The 18,667-nt window shown below is 40.1% G+C and carries 16 protein-coding genes; 11 read left to right on the forward strand and 5 right to left on the reverse strand.

Features of this window, described 5'->3' with window-relative positions; genetic code table 11:
* Positions 1-7 precede the first annotated feature (7 nt).
* From pilV to QL986_RS04785, 5 genes are read left to right on the forward strand one after another with little or no spacing between them, the layout of a single operon-like run.
* The gene (pilV, locus tag QL986_RS04765; protein ID WP_024602830.1) at positions 8-568 is read left to right on the forward strand and encodes a type IV pilus modification protein PilV; all 561 of its coding nucleotides are present in this window, start codon (positions 8-10) and stop codon (positions 566-568) included.
* A gap of 1 nt (position 569) precedes the next feature.
* Positions 570-1,568, forward strand: a complete 999-nt coding sequence (locus QL986_RS04770) for a PilW family protein (protein WP_013464477.1) — start codon at positions 570-572, stop codon at positions 1,566-1,568.
* Positions 1,556-2,059 carry a hypothetical protein gene (locus QL986_RS04775; protein ID WP_016899436.1) on the forward strand — a complete coding sequence of 168 codons (504 nt, stop codon included), beginning with the start codon at positions 1,556-1,558 and terminating at the stop codon, positions 2,057-2,059. Before QL986_RS04770 ends, QL986_RS04775 begins: the two co-directional genes overlap by 13 nt.
* Position 2,060: 1 nt before the next feature.
* Complete coding sequence (locus QL986_RS04780) at positions 2,061-5,234, forward strand: PilC/PilY family type IV pilus protein (RefSeq protein ID WP_138687093.1); 3,174 nt, start codon at positions 2,061-2,063, stop codon at positions 5,232-5,234.
* A gap of 9 nt (positions 5,235-5,243) precedes the next feature.
* Positions 5,244-5,663 carry a type IV pilin protein gene (locus QL986_RS04785; RefSeq protein ID WP_013464480.1) on the forward strand — a complete coding sequence of 140 codons (420 nt, stop codon included), beginning with the start codon at positions 5,244-5,246 and terminating at the stop codon, positions 5,661-5,663.
* Between the two features lie 6 nt (positions 5,664-5,669).
* Here QL986_RS04785 and QL986_RS04790 read toward each other — a convergent pair whose 3' ends face one another.
* Positions 5,670-6,203, reverse strand: coding sequence for a GspH/FimT family pseudopilin (locus QL986_RS04790; protein ID WP_013464481.1), 534 nt, complete (start codon positions 6,201-6,203; stop codon positions 5,670-5,672).
* A 78-nt stretch (positions 6,204-6,281) separates the two neighbouring features.
* Positions 6,282-6,827 carry a GspH/FimT family pseudopilin gene (locus tag QL986_RS04795; protein WP_013464482.1) on the reverse strand — a complete coding sequence of 182 codons (546 nt, stop codon included), beginning with the start codon at positions 6,825-6,827 and terminating at the stop codon, positions 6,282-6,284.
* A gap of 158 nt (positions 6,828-6,985) precedes the next feature.
* Between QL986_RS04795 and QL986_RS04800 the strand changes: the two genes are divergently transcribed.
* Positions 6,986-7,324: a P-II family nitrogen regulator gene (locus tag QL986_RS04800; RefSeq protein ID WP_013464483.1), complete on the forward strand. Its 339-nt coding sequence runs from the start codon at positions 6,986-6,988 to the stop codon at positions 7,322-7,324.
* 54 nt (positions 7,325-7,378) lie between these two features.
* Here QL986_RS04800 and QL986_RS04805 read toward each other — a convergent pair whose 3' ends face one another.
* The gene (locus QL986_RS04805) at positions 7,379-8,143 is read right to left on the reverse strand and encodes an outer membrane protein assembly factor BamD (RefSeq protein WP_013464484.1); all 765 of its coding nucleotides are present in this window, start codon (positions 8,141-8,143) and stop codon (positions 7,379-7,381) included.
* Positions 8,144-8,284: 141 nt separating this feature from the next.
* Between QL986_RS04805 and rluD the strand changes: the two genes are divergently transcribed.
* The 3 genes from rluD (at position 8,285) to clpB (ending at position 12,669) form a co-directional block, all read left to right on the forward strand.
* Positions 8,285-9,262, forward strand: a complete 978-nt coding sequence (rluD, locus tag QL986_RS04810) for a 23S rRNA pseudouridine(1911/1915/1917) synthase RluD (protein WP_028835384.1) — start codon at positions 8,285-8,287, stop codon at positions 9,260-9,262.
* 2 nt (positions 9,263-9,264) lie between these two features.
* Positions 9,265-9,996: a peptidoglycan editing factor PgeF gene (gene pgeF / locus QL986_RS04815; protein ID WP_028835383.1), complete on the forward strand. Its 732-nt coding sequence runs from the start codon at positions 9,265-9,267 to the stop codon at positions 9,994-9,996.
* Positions 9,997-10,092: 96 nt separating this feature from the next.
* Positions 10,093-12,669 carry an ATP-dependent chaperone ClpB gene (clpB, locus tag QL986_RS04820; RefSeq protein WP_013464487.1) on the forward strand — a complete coding sequence of 859 codons (2,577 nt, stop codon included), beginning with the start codon at positions 10,093-10,095 and terminating at the stop codon, positions 12,667-12,669.
* Positions 12,670-12,731: 62 nt separating this feature from the next.
* On the opposite strand, the gene QL986_RS04825 is transcribed toward clpB, so the two are convergent.
* Positions 12,732-14,279 carry a PAS domain-containing methyl-accepting chemotaxis protein gene (locus QL986_RS04825; RefSeq protein WP_290191269.1) on the reverse strand — a complete coding sequence of 516 codons (1,548 nt, stop codon included), beginning with the start codon at positions 14,277-14,279 and terminating at the stop codon, positions 12,732-12,734.
* 426 nt (positions 14,280-14,705) lie between these two features.
* On the opposite strand from QL986_RS04825, the gene gshA reads away from it, so the two are divergent.
* Both gshA and QL986_RS04840 read left to right on the forward strand, forming a co-directional pair.
* Positions 14,706-16,283 carry a glutamate--cysteine ligase gene (gshA, locus tag QL986_RS04830; protein ID WP_058154368.1) on the forward strand — a complete coding sequence of 526 codons (1,578 nt, stop codon included), beginning with the start codon at positions 14,706-14,708 and terminating at the stop codon, positions 16,281-16,283.
* Between the two features lie 437 nt (positions 16,284-16,720).
* Positions 16,721-17,329 (forward strand): transglycosylase SLT domain-containing protein, encoded by a 609-nt coding sequence (locus QL986_RS04840; RefSeq protein ID WP_013464490.1) that lies wholly within the window; start codon positions 16,721-16,723, stop codon positions 17,327-17,329.
* A 41-nt stretch (positions 17,330-17,370) separates the two neighbouring features.
* Here the strand turns inward: QL986_RS04840 and QL986_RS04845 are convergent, their stop codons facing one another.
* Positions 17,371-18,639, reverse strand: coding sequence for a CNNM domain-containing protein (locus QL986_RS04845; protein ID WP_013464491.1), 1,269 nt, complete (start codon positions 18,637-18,639; stop codon positions 17,371-17,373).
* Between the last annotated feature and the right edge of the window lie 28 nt (positions 18,640-18,667).

The following is an 18,667-nucleotide window of genomic DNA, read 5'->3' on the forward strand; positions in this document are numbered from 1 at the left end:
TTTTACTATGTCTTTGAGCACGTTTAAATTGCAAAAAGGTTTTACCCTTATTGAGGTCCTGATTGCGTTTATTATTCTTAGCTTTGGTTTATTGGGGGCTGTAGCCCTGCAAGCAAAAGCAAAGCAAGCAAGCTTTGATTCAATGCAACGTGCTGCTGCTGTTGCGCTTGGTAATGATATTATCCAACGTATTCGGGCTAACGATACATCGCAACTAGCTACATTATACGACCTTGAGTTTACCAGCGAGACAAGTATTAATTCCTCTACAACCTGTTTTACAAGTTCATGCAGTAATGCACAAATTGCGAGTTTAGATATAGAGCAGTGGAAGCGTGCTATTCGTGCCCGCGAAAATACGGGATCACTTGATGGTGCCACCGTATGTATTAATCCAGAGTCGGTAGCAGGCTCTGGCGGTAAGGCGTTTAATATTGAGGTCATTGTTTCTTGGCAGGGTCGTCAAGAATTTAAGGCGAGTGAGGCAACAGGCAAAATTAGCTGTGGTGTAGCAGATAAAAGGCGCCGTTTAGTTGTACTTACTAGCTATATTTACGTTAGGAGCTAAGATGAAGCAAGCCGGTTTTACACTCATTGAAATGATGATCTCTTTATTTATAGGGGGATTAATTTTGGGTGGCGTAATGTTTACCTATATTGGTATGAAAGTGACGACCCGCGATACGATGACAATAGGTGAGCTGCAAGAGTCTGGTCGATTAGCCATTAATATCATGCAACGCGATATAGAACAAGTAGGCTTTTGGGGAACATTTTATGATGATTCGTTTACTGCAATAAATACATCATCATTAACAAATCCTACGGGTGATTGCTTTGAAGGTCTCAACAATGGCAGCTTTCCTGATTTAACCAGCAGCAGTAATTTTAAAACCCTTTATGCAAAAACAGCGGCAAGTTCAAGTGAACTTAATTGTGTTAATAACCCTTTAGCGGGTACTGATATTTTACAGGTTAAGTTTTTACAAGGTCACCAACTAGAAGTTGATGCCGCAGGTGTTAATGAAACGCAAAGTGATGAGAATTACTTTATTGCTGAGCAAGAAAATGCACGCTTTGTTCGAGGTGTTATCGACCCTGATAGTTTAAATGTTAATGCCAGTGTTTGGCCTTACAGCCATCATAGTTATTATATTGCTGAGCAAACTTATACAGTCAATAATAAAAGTATTACTGTACCCGCACTCATGCGAAAACGTTTAGTAGCTGGTTCTATGAATACAGAAACTATAATGGAAGGCGTGGAGAATATGCGTTTTGTGTTTGGTTTAGATACCACCACCGACAGTCGCGTGGATACCTATAAAAGCATTAATAACATGACAGCCACAGACTGGGAAAACCGCAAAGGTATTTTAACGGTACAAGTTTTTTTATTGATTAGAGCACTGCAACCGGACCCAGGTATTACACTCAAAAACCAAACCTATGTATTAGGGGAAGATGCTAATAAACGCACCCTTACTTTTTCAGATAACTTTAGACGTACTGTATTCACAACAACTATCCGTTTAAATAACGTGGGAGCAAATTTATGGCGTATTTAATCCCGATGAAAAATAAACAGCAAGGTGTGGTGCTTATCACTGCACTAATAATGGTCATAGCCGTTACAGGTATTGCAGTGACGTTAATGAGTAGCAGTAGTATAGATATTAAAATTACTAATTCAGCACAAGAGCGAGAAGTTGCCGAAAATGAACTTATCGGCGAAGTGCAGCGCATGATTGCCGATGAAGCGAGCAATGGTGCAACAAATCAATTTTTCTTAACGCCAGAGGAAGTAACTACCATGGCGTCTGGCAATGAAAAAGGCATGGTTATAGCCGAACATAATGATATGCAAAGTAGAATGATTAACTTAAATAAAGGCGTGCTTGATTTAGAATGTCCTCGTCGTTTTAGTTTTACAGCTGGGATCTCATGCAACATGGTACAAGTTTCAACAACTATTGAGTATGGCTCTAAAAGTAAGCACCAACTAACAATTGTGACAGGCGTAGCCCAAGAGATGGCTAGCCTAAGCAAGGGGATTTAAAATGAAACTGATACTAAATAAAGCACTCATTTCTTTAATAGGAATAATGCTTAGCATGTCAGCAGGCGCTGAAGATATAGAGCTGTATGTTAATCATAATGTACAAACCAATGAAAAGCCTCGCGTAATCATGATTTTTGATACATCGGGAAGTATGGCATGGGATGTAAATGATGGTGATGCCTGTTATAAAAGAAGCGGTAATAGTTATTACGAGGTTGATTGCTTTGAAAGTAAAGACAGTTATAAACGAAATGAGCAATGTTATAAAAGAACTAGTTACTACAATTATGAACCCACATGTAGTGATAGCCGCTTAAGAGTTGCGCAAAATGCTATCACCCAATTAGTGAACGATAACGATGATATTGAATTTGGTTTAATGCGCTTTAATGGTAGTAATGGTGGGTATGTTTTAGCCAGAGTAGGGGCTGAAAAGTCATTTTTACTAAATAAAGTAGAAGAGTTACCTGCAAGTGGTTCAACTCCATTAACAGAAACACTCTGGGAAGCCTACCTGTATATCACGGGACAAAACGTATATTACGGGGGAAATACTAATGAACGAGATTTTACAGCAGAGTCATCAGGGATATATAAATCACCCTTTGCGCCTGTTACTGGCGAGCCACTTAGGTGTGATAACAGTATTAATATTATTTTAATGACAGACGGCGATCCAACCAACGATTCAAATAGAAATAATGATATATACAACCTTCATAATAGTTATTTCTCTGGTAATCCGCCTGCTGTTAGTAACAGCTATTTGGCGGCGCTAGCAAAAATTATTCACGGTACAGATGATGTAAAAGTTGACTTGTATAGTAAAACTAAGAACGTACTTGATATAGGACGTGTATTTCCTATCGGTTTTGGTACGGGTATGAGTGACTCAGGTAAAAACTTACTTACTGAGACTGCAGATTACGGTGGTGGGCAATACTTACATGCGAATACAGCTGCGCAACTATCTGATGCACTTAAAAATACGATTTCTCGTATTCGTGAAGTAAATGACAGTTTTTCATCGCCGTCAGTGGCGAGTAACAATGTAGATCAAACTCGAAGTCGTGATGCTATTTATTTTGCTATGTTTTATCCAGAAACCGGGGCGCGCTGGCGTGGTAACCTGAAAAAGTTAAAGGTATCGGGCAGCCAAATAGTCGATGCAACCAACAAACAAGCCCTTAATAGTGACGGTTTAATTTCAAAAGAGGCAAAAACATTTTGGTTACCTGCGGGCCAACCCGCTGATGGTAACGCGGTTGCGCAGGGGGGGGTAAACCATTATTTAAGCACCATAGATCCACTTGCTCGTAATTTATTTACGGAGAATCAAGGCTCGATTGTTAGTTTTGATACTTCGGCTGTTAGTGACATTCTCAGTGGCATTGTTAATAACCCGCTGACCTTATCCACTCAAGATGTTAATTGGGCAAGAGGAGTAGATGTTGATGATGAGGACAAAGATGGCTCATCACAAGACCAACGCGCTGATATATTTGGTGATCCGTTGCATTCAAAACCAATTGCAATTGATTATGGTAATGATGATATTCGCATCCTCATAGGGACAAATGCTGGCTTCTTACATATGTTTAAAGATGCCGGTGAGACTGTAAGTGAAAGTTGGGCATTTATACCTTCAGCACTGTTTGACATTATTAAACCACTTAGAAATAAACAAGCAGATAGTAAAGTATATGGTATGGATGGCCCTATCAGTGTCTACTTTAGTAATAAAAGCTTAAATAGTGAAGGTTTGAATGACGGTATTATAGATGCTAGCAAAGGAGACGAGGTATGGGCTTTTGCAGGAATGCGCCGTGGTGGTAAAAACTACTATGGTTTAGATATTACAAATCCTAATCAGCCAAAACGTCTTTGGAGCAAACCAATTGAAGGGGGTAAAGGCGACTTTACTGAATTGGCACAAACGTGGTCAAAGCCACAAATAGCTTATATTAAAGCTTTTGGTAATAAGCCTTTGCTTGTGTTTGGCGCGGGTTACGATACAAATAAAGATGCGGCAATAAGAGCAGAGGACTCAAAAGGGCGTGGTATTTATATTGTTGAGGCAAAAACAGGCAGCTTAGTTTGGGCGTTAACCCCAGACAGTAATGGCTTTAAAGGTAAACACAGTATTGCTGCTGATTTAACTACGCTTGATTCAGATTATGATGGCTACATTGATAGAATTTATGCCTCAGATACCGGTGGTAATATTTGGCGAATTGATATGCCTGGAGAAGATAGCAGTGAGTTTAGCCATTTCAAACTTGCAGAGCTAGGTAGTAATCAAGATACTCAAGATAGACGCTTCTTTTATAAGCCATTGGTTGCGCGTACTTTGTTTAGTAAAGTAACAGAGACCACGGTTAATGGTAATAAAGTGATTACTCGTTTAGATACTCCTTATGATGCAGTTGTTATTGGCAGCGGTAACCGTTCAAAACCGACGAATACAAACGAGCAAGATCAATTGTTTATGATCCGTGATGAGAATACTCTGACGCGTTCATTTAAAACTAATGCTCCTGCGCCAATTGTGCCTGCAGATTTAATGGTGATGAATAGTGACCCCTTTGGTAATACTTTAGATGACTTAGATGGTTTCACCCTTGTTGAAGCTGAACTGGCGAAAAAGAAAGGGTGGCGTTATGAGCTAGCGAAAGGTGAAAAGTCATTAGCTGCAGCTACCGTTGTTGGTGGGGTTGCTTATTTTACCTCTTTCACGCCAGCATCTGATGAAGTTGTAGAGAATCAATGTTCTTTAAGTGGCGGTGGCGGCGCACTTTATGCTTTTCATTTGCATTACGGTACTAAAGTGTATGAACAACTAAAATTTGCAACCAGTTATGATGTGCCAGATACACCACAGCTTTATTTTGGTGCGACTAATTCCTGTGCTGATTCTAACAATGATGGAAAATGTGATGATAATCCAGAGGAAGATGTTATCGAAGAGAGCCAGTTTTTTCTAATTGGTCCTGGGATCAAAGGGGAACAAGCTGAAAATCCACTTAAGCCAATAGAAATTACAGGACCTGGCTTAAAAGTGGTAGATGGTAAAATTAAGCTAGTGAATGATAAACAACCCATTGGCTTTGGTTTTAAAACGCAGCAAACATATATTTATAAGCGTGAAGAAAACGATGAGATCAACAATTAAGGGCTGTATATGAATAAGACACAACAAGGATTTACATTAATTGAGTTAATGATCACCGTTGCGATTGTTGGCATCATTGCCGCCATTGCAGTGCCTAATTACAGTGAATATATAAAAAGGGCATCACGCGCAGAAGCCGCTTCTGCGCTTTTAGATGCGGCAAACAAGCAAGAGCAATACTTTGTGGATAACCGAGCATATTCAACTTCGTTTAGCGACTTAGGTATTCAAAGTAAAACTGAAAACGGTCATTTTGAGCTAACAATTAATGTGGTTAATAGCAATGAATTTACAATCACTGCTAAACCCATTGCTGGTGCTGTGAAAGGGGATGCTGATTGCACGTCATTAACCATTAATGACGTTGGCTTAAAAGGAGCAACGGGTAGTAAAGGCAATACCGACATCAACTATTGCTGGGGTAGATAACATTAGTTATTTTTGGCATTTGTTAGTAGATTTTATTCGTATTCGCCCAGTTTGACTTATTGACAGAGCAAGCCCCTCAAGGCTTGCTTTTTCGTTATTTGGGCAATAGATAAAAGTACCGTTTTGAAAGCCGTTTAAAGAGCCATCGGGTCTAAAAGTGATGGCATCCCGAGGATACTCTAAGCTATCAGAGGGATGGATATGTTCAAAGGTACTAATAAGGCGCTCGTCATCATCTAAAGAGGTTGACTTGTCGTTATCAATAAAAAGTGACACCTGATTGTCCCAATCATCTTCTAAACACTCATTATTTTTCAAGGCACATAGAGTGACGTAGCTATTATTTTCTATTGCATAAAGACGTGCATAATTAATGTTTCTGTGTAATAGATTAATCTGGTTATCTGCGCGATTGAGCGCCAAGAAATCAGGAAAAAACCATAATGAGAGTTGGCTTAGTATCGCTATAACTGAAATGGTTACTAGTAATTCTAATAATGTAACGCCACCATTTTTGTGAGCACTTATAATTAACTTCATCCCTGAAGCCTTTCATTGAACAGTCCATTATATTAGTTTAGTAAACAATCAAAAAAACGACAAAGTATGAAATGGCTTTTAACCACAGCTCTCTGTGGTATCCCCTAAATAAAAAGCGGTGCCTGATTGCGTTAATGTTAACGCTTTTTGGTTTTTGTTGTCGCCGTTAGGACAAAATATGAAGTTCCCAGGATTTGTAGTTATACGTCCGCTGGTATTAAATCGTATACGGGTATCTGTAAATGAAACGCGATCATTAGGACTAATTTCCTCCATGACTCTGATCAAGCTATCTGTTTCATTATTATATTGGCCATTATTATTAGCATCTATAAAGGTAATAATTATTTGATCAACATCCCATTTACTTGAGCAAGTTAGGGTTTTATCATCACTTTTTACTTTTGTACCTGGAGCAGCGCACACAATTACGATCTCATCGGTACTAGCCGCTTGTGAGCGTGCAAAGCTAATATTACGTTTAAGTTCTAATAAAAAATTTTCACCTCGGTTTTCTTCCAGCATATCGCTACTGTTCCACAACGCAATAGTGGCTATAATGCCAACAATGGCCACGGTGACCATTAACTCTAATAGGGTAAATCCACGGTGCTTAGTTTTCATATAAATCTCATTAACTCGGTGATGTTTTAGTATAGTTATTTTTATTAAAATAATCATACCATGATTATTTTTCACCGGTGCTATTCAATCTCTTTGTTTGCTATGAACCTCATGATTGTCTAAAATCGAGGCAACTGAAGCTTTCAAAAGTAATTACTATGAAAAAAATAGAAGCAATCATTAAACCGTTTAAGCTCGATGATGTGCGTGAAGCATTATCTGATGTAGGCATTACGGGTATGACAGTAAGTGAAGTAAAAGGGTTTGGGCGTCAAAAAGGCCACACAGAGCTATACCGTGGTGCTGAGTACATGGTTGACTTTTTACCTAAAGTAAAACTAGATATTGTGCTCGGTGATGAAGACGTAGAACGTGCTATTGATGTTATTGTTAAAACAGCACAAACTGGCAAAATCGGTGATGGTAAAATATTTGTCACTGACGTAGAACGTGTGGTTCGAATTCGTACTGCAGAAGAGGATGAAGAGGCTATATAGTCGAGTAAACCTCGTAAAAAAGGCGCTAATTTTATAACTAGCGCCTTTTTCGTGTTATTTATTTCTGCTATTAAATTTACGCGTTTGCTCTGCATGCTGACTTAGTTCAGTCAAGCCAAGCTTCTCGTAACTTTTTTCCATCATGGCGAGTGCCGCATCAAGATAACTACTTTGTGAGTAGTGCTCTACCACATATTTACCGCGATTTGCGGCTGCTAAATAGGCTTCACGTTCGTAATAGTAAGTTGCCACTTTTAACTCATAACGTGCCATGCGGTTTAATAACCAAACTAAACGACGTTTTGCTTCTGGCGCATAATCACTTTCTGGAAAACGTTTAACCAAAGTTGATAAGTCGGTATAAGCAACACGGGTGCGTTTAGCATCTCTGTCAGCTCTGTCTACACCAAAGTATTCTTGGAAAGCATTTTTATCCGCCTTAATATTAACCAAGCCACGCATGTAGTACATGTAATCTAAATCTTTGTGGTTTGGGTTTAAGCGAATAAAACGGTCGATTGTAGCAAGCGCTTGCTCTGTATTACCTGATTGGTAATGTGCATACACTAAATCCATTTGGACTTGTTTTGAAAACGGACCAAACGGGTAGCGAGAATCAATTGCCGTTAATAATTCAATTGCACGAGCGTATAAACCAGAATCAAGCGTTTGTTTTGCATCTTCGTATAGTGCTTGTGCCGATCTGTTGGGTACGCGTTGAATATCTTCTTGGTCAGGTGCAGACGAGCAGGCCCCTAAACTAAGCACTGAAACTGAAAAAACAATGGCGAATGCACGTTTCCCTATTTTATTTATCATTTTATTTGTTACCTTCGATGTCTTCGGCTAGGCCAAGTGGGTAAAACCGAGTAAACTATGCGTATTATGTTATGCTTTTATTAAAAGCGATTCTAACCCAGTCAAGCAAAGCTTGCACTGGTAAATTGGGTAAAGTTACTAATGTCAGAGCAAATATCTCTCCAAGCCGAGGTCCCAACAGACTTAGGTGGTAAACGTCTAGACCAAGTATTAGCACAATTGTTCCCTGATTATTCACGATCACGGATAAAAACGTGGATTTTAGATGATAAAATCACCGTTGATGGTGAAATTTTCAACACCCCGCGTGAAAAACTACTCGGTGGTGAAGTTGTAGCTGTTGAAACAACAATAGAAGCACCTCGTGAATACGAAGCACAAGATATCAAATTAAACATCGTTTATGAAGACGATGATATTTTAGTGATCAACAAACCAATGGGATTAGTGGTTCATCCTGGCGCAGGTAACCCTGACGGTACGGTGTTAAATGCTTTATTACACTACTACCCAGAAATTATTAATGTGCCACGAGCAGGTATTGTGCATCGTTTAGACAAAGATACAACAGGTTTAATGGTTGTTGCTAAAACGATTCAGGCACAAACACATTTAGTTAAAGCACTGCAAAAGCGCGAAAACTTCACACGTGAATATGAAGCGTTATGTAATGGCACTATGACAGCCGGTGGTATGGTTGAAAAACCAATTGGTCGTCATGCAACGCAGCGTACGCATATGGCAGTACATGAAATGGGTAAACCAGCTATTACGCATTACCGTGTTGCCGAAAAATTCCGCGCCCATACACGTTTGCGTTTACGTCTTGAAACAGGGCGTACACACCAAATTCGTGTGCATATGGCGTACTTAAACCACCCATTAATTGGCGATCAATCTTATGGCGGTCGTCCTCGTCCACCAAAAGGGGCAACGCCTGAGTTATTTGAGTTACTGCGTAGCTTTAAACGCCAAGCGCTTCATGCCGTTAAATTAAGTATTGCGCATCCAATCACCGGTGAAATGATGACCTGGCAAGCGCCTATCCCTGATGATATGGTGGCGATGACTCAAGCACTGCGTGAAGACACAAAAGCAAACCCTGATATAGCGAGTTAACAATGTTTGGCTTATCAGCTACATGGCAATCTCTTCATGGTGTAGATACATTGAGTACTACACGTGAAGGGGGGGTATCTCAGCCTCCATTCGATAGTTTGAATTTAGGGTTGCATGTAGGTGATAACAGCCAAGATGTATTAAATAACAGAGCACGTGTAAATGCTCATTTGCCTAAACCGGCAATTTGGTTAAATCAGGTTCATAGCGCTGATGTAATTACAGTGGATGAGCGATTTGACCCCAACCAAACACTCACAGCCGATGCGCTATATACGCAATTACGCAATCAACCTTTAGCCATAATGACTGCTGATTGTTTACCTATTTTACTCTCATCGAGTGACGGGCAAGAAGTGGCCGCAATTCATGCTGGTTGGCGAGGGTTAGAGCAAGGGGTGATAAACAATACGCTGGCATGTTTTAAAAATGCCTCGGCGAATATACATGCTTGGTTAGGTCCTGCAATAGGGGCGAATCAATTTCAAGTCGGCCAAGAGGTAGTCGAGTTATTTACAGCAAATAACCCACTAATGCACAGCGCGTTCAAAGCTCAAAATAATGAAAAGTATTTAGCTGATATCTATCTAATAGCAACTATTTTACTTAATCAACAGGGCGTTATAAACATTAGCGGGGGTGAGCATTGCACGGTTTCTCAAGCTAACTTGTTTTTTTCTTATCGGCGCGATGGCCAAACCGGTCGTATGGCAAGTTTGATCTGGCGCAAGTAAATAATCATTAGGTGATTATTTTTCCCACAATACCTTGAACAAACCCGCTAACATACCCATCTATTAAGTAATTCGTTTTTTTATAGGTAAACCCCCATGCGTTTAGATAGATTTACAAGTAAATTTCAGTCTGCGCTTTCAGATGCGCAATCATTAGCGCTAGGTCGCGATCATCAATTTATTGAACCTGTGCATCTAATGTACGCTTTGTTAAAACAAAGTGGCTCAAGTGTGCGTGCACTATTTGCACAAATGAGCATCAGCGTTGATGAACTCAACACTAAATTATCACAAGAGATAGAAAAGTTATTTAAAGTGGAAGGCGTTGGTGGCGATGTACAGTTGTCAAATAACATGGTTTCACTGATAAACCTATGTGATAAATACGCCCAAAAGCGTAAAGATAAATACATTTCAAGTGAGTTGTTTGTATTAGTTGCGTGTGAAGATAAAGGCCCGCTTGGCAGTGTTTTTAAAGCACTTAACATTACGGCGAGTAAGGTTGAAACGGCAATTGAAGCGATTCGTGGTGGCCAAAAAGTTGACGATCCTAATGCGGAAGAAACACGTCAAGCACTTGAAAAGTACACCATCGATTTAACTGAGCGTGCAGAGCAAGGTAAGCTTGACCCTGTAATCGGTCGTGATGATGAAATTCGCCGCACTATTCAAGTATTACAACGCCGTACCAAAAATAACCCTGTGTTAATTGGTGAGCCAGGGGTGGGTAAAACAGCCATAGCTGAAGGGCTTGCACAGCGTATTATTAATGGTGAAGTGCCTGAGGGCTTAAAAAACAAGCGCGTATTATCACTTGATTTAGGCGCATTAGTTGCTGGTGCAAAATACCGAGGTGAATTTGAAGAGCGTTTAAAATCAGTACTTAATGAGTTGGCTAAAGAAGAAGGCCAAGTTATTTTATTTATTGATGAAATTCATACCATTGTTGGAGCGGGTAAAAGTGATGGCGCTATGGATGCGGGTAACATGTTAAAACCTGCCTTAGCACGCGGTGAACTCCATTGCGTAGGTGCAACCACTTTAGATGAATACCGTAAATACATTGAAAAAGATGCTGCGCTTGAACGCCGTTTCCAAAAGGTATTAATAGAAGAGCCTTCAGTAGAAGACACCATTGCTATTCTGCGTGGCTTGAAAGAGCGTTACGAATTACACCATTCAGTGGAGATCACCGACCCTGCAATCGTTGCCGCAGCGCAGTTATCGCATCGTTATATTAGTGATCGCCAATTACCCGATAAAGCAATCGATTTAATTGATGAAGCGGGCTCTTCTATTCGCTTGCAAATTGATTCAAAGCCAGAAGCTTTAGATAAATTAGAGCGTCGCATTATCCAATTAAAAATTGAAGATAACGCATTGGCCAAAGAGAAAGATGAAGCAAGTCAAAAGCGCCGTACAGAAATGGTCGAGCTGATCACTGAGCTTGAAGGGCAATACCGTGAACTAGATGAAGTATGGAATGCAGAAAAAGCGTCTTTACAAGGCACACAGGTTATTAAAGCTGAGCTAGAGCAGGCACGACTTGATTTAGAAGTGGCTCGCAGAGCAAGTGACTTGCAGCGTATGTCTGAACTGCAATATGGACGTATACCTGAGCTTGAGCGCAAACTCGATTTAGCATCACAAGCAGAAATGCAAGAAATGAGCTTGCTTAAAAATCAGGTGGGCGAAGATGAAATTGCAGAAATTTTATCACGTTGGACCGGGATCCCAGTGGCGCGTATGCTTCAAGGTGAACGTGAAAAACTATTACAAATGGAAGAGCAGTTACATAACAAAGTCATTGGTCAAGATGAGGCCGTCGTGGCGGTGGCTAATGCCATTCGTCGTTCGCGTGCAGGGCTTGCTGATCCCAATCGTCCAATTGGCTCGTTCTTATTTTTAGGGCCTACAGGGGTTGGTAAAACAGAACTTACCAAGGCACTAGCGGGCTATATGTTTGATACCGAAAGTGCCATGGTGCGTATAGATATGTCTGAGTTTATGGAAAAACACTCAGTCGCACGTCTAGTCGGTGCGCCTCCAGGGTACGTAGGTTACGAAGAAGGTGGTTATTTAACCGAAGCTGTTCGTCGTAAACCTTATTCGGTTATTTTGCTTGATGAAATAGAAAAAGCGCATCCAGATGTGTTTAATATTTTATTACAAGTCCTTGATGACGGGCGTTTAACGGATGGCCAAGGGCGTACGGTTGATTTTAAAAATACGGTTATCATTATGACCTCCAACTTGGGCTCAGATATCATTCAAGAGCAAGCGGGAAGTAATGACTATGACGAGCTTAAAGCAAAAGTCATGGGTGTTTTACATAATGAATTTAGACCCGAGTTCATTAACCGTATTGATGAAACTGTGGTATTTCACTCACTTTCACATAGTCATATTAAAGAAATTGCAGATATTCAGTTAAGCAAATTACGTCAACGATTGACAGAGATGGGGTATTTACTTGAGTTGACAGATGCTGCTCTTGAGCGAATTGCTGCCAGTGGCTTTGATCCTGTCTATGGCGCTCGTCCACTTAAACGGGCAATACAGCAAACCATTGAAAATCCATTAGCACAAAAACTGCTTAATAATGAATTTCAACCAGGTTGTATCATTGTCATTGATGCTAACGAAGACGGCTTAGTGTTTACGAGTCGATAATCTGAGCACAGCAAAAAGCCGCTGTTTACAGCGGCTTTTTTGTTTCTATTTTAGGGCGTTTGTTAAACTTTAAAAGTCAGTAATAAGTCATTCACTTTTCTTGAGCCTTCAACTAGTTCAGCCGCACCGTGCGCTACGCTAAAACTCAATTGTAAATTGTCATCCCCTAAGCCTTTAATCTTTTCAACATTACTACCAATGTCTTTACTTACAACCTGCTGCTGTTCTGCTGCGGCTGAAATATCCGTGGCGAGCTGTGAAATTTCACTAATTTGAATAAAAATACTATCAAGCTCTTGTTGTGTTTGTCCTGTTGTATTAACACAGTCATCGGCTTGTTGTTTTGTGCTCTGCATGATTTTAGACCAGCTAAACAAGGTATCTTGAATTTCTTTAATTGAGCTATGAATTTGTGCTGTGGCGTTTTGAGTTCGTGACGACAGCGCTCTTACTTCATCGGCAACGACTGCAAAACCACGCCCATGCTCACCGGCGCGTGCCGCTTCAATAGCCGCATTGAGTGCCAATAAGTTAGTTTGTTCAGCAATCCCTTCTATTTCACTCATGACTTGGCCAATTTTATCCGCTTCAGAGGCAAGCCCCGTTGCTGTGGCGGCCGCTTGCTCAACTTGTACAGCTAAGTCAGACACCATTTTACTGTTATCTGCAATATGATTCTTGATATCAGAGCAGCTTTGATAAGTAATGCCCACTTTATCAGCCGTGTTATTGGTATTGTTAGAGATTTCACCAATCGTGGTACTCATTTGTGACATGGCTGAAGCAATTTGTTCTAGCTGAGTGCCTTGAGAAGAAATACCTTGCTCGGTCAACGTCGATTGTTGATCTAACCCTTGGGCAATCGTATTAAAACTCAAGGTTGAATCTTTTACCCGCCCTAGTACCGTTCTTAATTTAGCACTGAGCATCTGCTCTCTATACTCACTAATGCTGTGTGGGTGCGAGCCACTAAACACATAACGAGATACAGAGTCTGCTTGGTTTTTTTGTTGTTTGAGGGTTGCAGGTGTGATTACCAGCTCATCATAATTTAAAACTAAAATAACAATACATACTAATAAGTTAATCGCGGCAAGCGAAAGAGAGCCCCACATTGCGACACTGGCTAACCAAATTAAAATACCCGCAATGCTCAAACCTTGTCTTAATGATGTGCGTTCGCGCCAGCTAAATAATGATTTATTAGCGTTAATTTTGGCATAGAGCTTTTGCGCTCTGCGTTTTGCGCGTTGCTCTAGTTTTATTCGTACAGACTGATAACCAATAAGTTGGCCATGCTCAAAAATAGGCGTTACAAATGCATCAACCCAATAATAGCGGCCGTCCTTACATAAGTTTTTTACCGCGCCACGCCACGAATGGCCTTGTTTTAAAGTGTCCCACATTTCTTTAAATGCAGCTTTTGGCATATCAGGGTGGCGAACGATATTGTGATTTTTATTTATCAGTTCATCCATCTCGTAGCCTGCGATACTACAAAACTCATGATTGGCATAAGTAATAACACCGCGTAAGTCAGTGGTTGAAACCAACTCTTGTTGTTCTTCGAAGTTAACTTCTTCATCTATTAAGCTTTGATTACGACGCATAGTGACTCTTTATCATTCTTTATTATGGCGGCTATTGTAATTACTAAAACTAATGTATGTTAGTGATATGTGTAAAATAGCAGGAATAAGACATTTTTTTGATATTTATATGATCTTTATCAATATTAAGCGTAATTGAATTTTTCAGTTATGACAAACTTTTAGGGTTTAACTCTATCTTATCAAAGCGTTTTAAAACGCCATGTTGTCAGCGGGGGGTTATGGCAAATAATATGTAAAAGAAATTGTATATTCGTAGTGGCAATGGCAAGATTATCTTTTATAGCGTGAAACAAAGCGTGTTTAAAATCCAGTAAAAACTATATCTAATAAATTCATATAGTTTTTTCATCGTTTAATCTTGAGTAAAGGTAAAAAGACCCCATAACCTTATGATTAAGCCACTTGGCTCGAGGAAACTTTTTTTTGACAACTTATAATTTAAAGAACACGCTCAACGCGCTATCTAATGCAGATAATCAACAGGCTATTAAAGGCATTATGCGCGGTATTGAGAGAGAATCATTAAGAATTAACCACGATGGTTCTATTTCTAAACAGGCTCATCCTCAAGGTGTGGGCTGTGCGCTCACCAATGGGCATATTACCACTGATTTTTCTGAGTCTTTACTTGAGTTCATTACACCGGTTAGCGAGTCATCAAAGCAAACTTTGCAGCAGCTAAAAGATTTACAAAAGTTCACCCTAGAACATATGGGCGATGAATTATTGTGGCCAATTAGTATGCCGTGCTTTATAAATCATCAAGACGATATTGTATTGGCACAATTTGGCGACTCTAATGTCGGTAAAATGAAAACCCTATATCGCGAAGGCTTGAAGAATCGTTACGGCAGTATGATGCAAGCGATTGCTGGCGTGCATTTCAATATTTCTTTTCCACAAACGCTATGGCAGTCACTGCACTCATTAAAGCAAAGTAATGCGAAACTTGAAGATTTTATATCGGATAGTTACTTGGCGTTAATTCGTAACTTTAAACGCGAACTGTGGTTAATTAGCTACATGTTTGGCGCATCACCGGCATTATGTAGTTCTTTTTTACAAGGGCGTAAAAGCGACTTACCGTTTAAAAAACTCGGTAAAGGCACTTTATATTTGGAAGTGGGTACCGCATTGCGTTTAGGTAACTTAGGCTATACCAATAGCGCACAATCGTCGTTACGGGTAATGTATAACTCATTAGATGAATATGTTGCAGGACTTAAAAAAGCCATAAATACACCTTCAGATATTTACGGCAGTATTGACGATTACACCAGTGCTACGCCAAAGCAATTAAATAAAAACATTTTGCAAATAGAGAACGAGTTTTACTCGCCAATTCGTCCTAAACGTAATGCAAAAAATGGTGAAACGCCCACCGATGCATTGCTAAGAGCGGGTATAGAGTATATTGAAATTCGTGCATTGGATGTTAACCCGTTTAGTGAAGTTGGCATTGACTTAGAGCAAATACACTTTTTAGATGTGTTTTTAACTTATTGTTTATTAAAAGATTCAGCACCTATGGATTGGCAAGAGCAAACTCGTAGCACTGAAAATCTTGATACGGTGGTTAACCAAGGTAGAGAACAAGGCTTGATGCTTAATTTTAATAATGAGCAGCGCAGCCTAGAATCTTGGGGTGATGAAATATTTAGTCAGCTGAGTGATGTTGCTCAGTGGATGGATACTGCTTACGATGTTGACTACTACTCAAACACCATTAAGCGCATGGCGACTTGGATTCATGATCCGGCATTAACGTATTCTGGTCGTTATGTTGAGCAGTTAAAAGCATCAGGGTTAGATAATGGCCACTTTGCACTGTCACTTGCTCAGAAGTACAAACAAAGCCATGAAACAGCAAGTTATACTGAATTTTCAAAATCGTGGCTAGAGCAACAAGCTGCAGAGTCGTACCAAGCCCAAAAGGCAATTGAACACGCTGATAAACAATCATTTACCGCATTTTTAGATACGTATTTCAGGGTCTGTTGACCTTTGCGGATTACAATTTGTTCAAACTAGGAGCGGTTTAATCGCGGCGCGAGGTTTGTAACCTAGTGGGCTCGATAACTGCTCCTGCGTTATTCTACTGGCTTACATCCATGTAAGAATAAGTAAAAACCGAGCAACAAAGAGTAAATCGCTCCTAGGCAAAACCCGAAGGGCAGCACCTGTTTGGCATTGATGCTGCGTTATCGCCTATTTATGGGGAATAACCACACCACATAGGCTTTGCCTTGCCTAAATACCAAACAAACTGCTGCAAATGCAACCTTGAAAGGTCAACAGACCCAAGTAAGTAGCAGGCAAAAAAAAACGCAGCTCATAGTAGCTGCGTAAATATTCTTTAGGGATGAAACAATGCTGTACTGCTGCATTCATAGATTCAGACCCACACTTTTTTAAAAAGTTCAGTGAGATCTTAAAAAATGAAAAAAAATATTATTACCTTATCTTTGCTGCTCACTATAGCTGGGTGTGCAACAGCTCCCCCAAAGCAACCAGAAGATATTTGTAAAATTTTCGAAGAGAAATCTGACTGGTATTTTGATGCCAAAGACGCGCAGGAAAAGTGGGGCTCCCCAAAACATGTGTTAATGAGCATGATGTATCAAGAAAGTTCTTTTCGCCACGATGCAGCACCGCCTATGGAATACTTCTTATGGATAATCCCTACTGGTCGTGCAAGCGATGCCTATGGCTATTCTCAAGCTAAAACGCCTACTTGGTCTGATTATATTCGTGAAACAGGTAACAGTGGCGCCGACAGAGACGAATTTGAAGATGCGATTGATTTTATGGCGTGGTTTGTTTATAAAACCCATAAAGTTAATGGTGTGTCTAAGTGGGACGCCTACGCACAGTATTTAAATTATCATGAGGGATGGGGCGGTTATAAACGAGGCACCTATCGTAAGAAAAAATGGCTAATGAGCGTTGCCAATAAAGTAAAACATCGGGCAAGCCGTTATGGCGCACAGCTAAGACGCTGCGAAGATGATTTAGATAAAGGTTGGTTAGAGCGATTGTTCTTTTAGATTAGATTAAAAAGGAGCCAGCAGGCTCCTTTTTTATTGGTTTATTTTTTACGTTTGTTTGGTTGAATTTTAACTTGTTTAATCATGTTTTCTTTTACCTCAAGTACTTCAACCGGATAGCCTGCAATACGAATACTTAAATTAGCATCGGGGATATCTTCTAAGTACTCAACAATCAAGCCACTCAATGTTTTAGGGCCGTCTAATGGGAATTCCCAGCCCATTTCTTTATTTAAGTCGCGAACGTTAGCACCGCCGTCGACAATGTAAGAGCCATCGTTTTGTGTGGTTACTTCTTCACTCGGTGTCCGAGTTTGAGTGGTAGTAAAATCACCCACAACTTCTTCAAGAATATCTTCAAGAGTGACTAAGCCCTGAATGTCGCCATATTCATCAACAACAATACCAATACGTTCTTTTGATAACTGAAATTTTAGTAGCTGAGTGTTCAGCGAGGTGCCCTCAGGGATAAAGTAAATTTCACGTACCGCACGCAATAGCGAAGGCTTATCAAACTGCTCTTTAGTTAAAAGGCGAAGCGCATCACGAGAGTGAATAAAGCCAACAGCATCATCAATATTGTCGCGGTATAAAAGCACCCGAGTATGTTGAGCGTGAGTAAGTTGTTTACTGATTATTTTCCAATCGTCATTAATATCAATCGCCACAATTTCATTGCGAGGGATCATAATATCTTCAACGGTAACTTGCTCTAAATCTAAAATAGAGGTCAACATACTTTGGTGACGAGCGGGGATCAGCGCCCCCGATTCATTTAGCACGGTTTTTAATTCTTCTTTACTCATGCTGTGCTCATCTATTTGTGCAGCGCTAATACCAAATAAGCGCAATATACCATTGGTCATCCAGTTAACAACGACAACAAATGGGAAGAGAATTTTTAGTAACCCTTTGAGTATCACCGAACTTGGAAAAGCGACTCGCTCAGGATAGAGGGCGGCCAGTGTTTTTGGCGTTACTTCAGCGAAAATCAGCACCACAAGTGTTAATGCACCTGTTGCTATAGCAATACCTAAATCACCATACAAACGAATACCAATAATGGTGGCAACTTGGGCAGCCGCAATATTGACAAGGTTATTACCAATAAGGATAAGACCTATCAACCTGTCAGGTCGACTGAGTAATTTACTAACGCGTTTCGCAGCACGATGATTCTCTTTAGCGAGGTGTCGTAAACGAATACGGTTGATTGACATGATTCCGGTTTCTGACCCGGAGAAGTAAGCAGAAAAAAGTACCAATAAACCTAAAATGATAAACAGCGTACTTGTCGATATGTCGTCCAACGATGGATCCTTTTTTTATAAACCAATG

This window comes from Pseudoalteromonas sp. APC 3250 (genome assembly GCF_030407915.1).
GTDB classification, from domain to species: Bacteria; Pseudomonadota; Gammaproteobacteria; order Enterobacterales; family Alteromonadaceae; genus Pseudoalteromonas; species Pseudoalteromonas tetraodonis.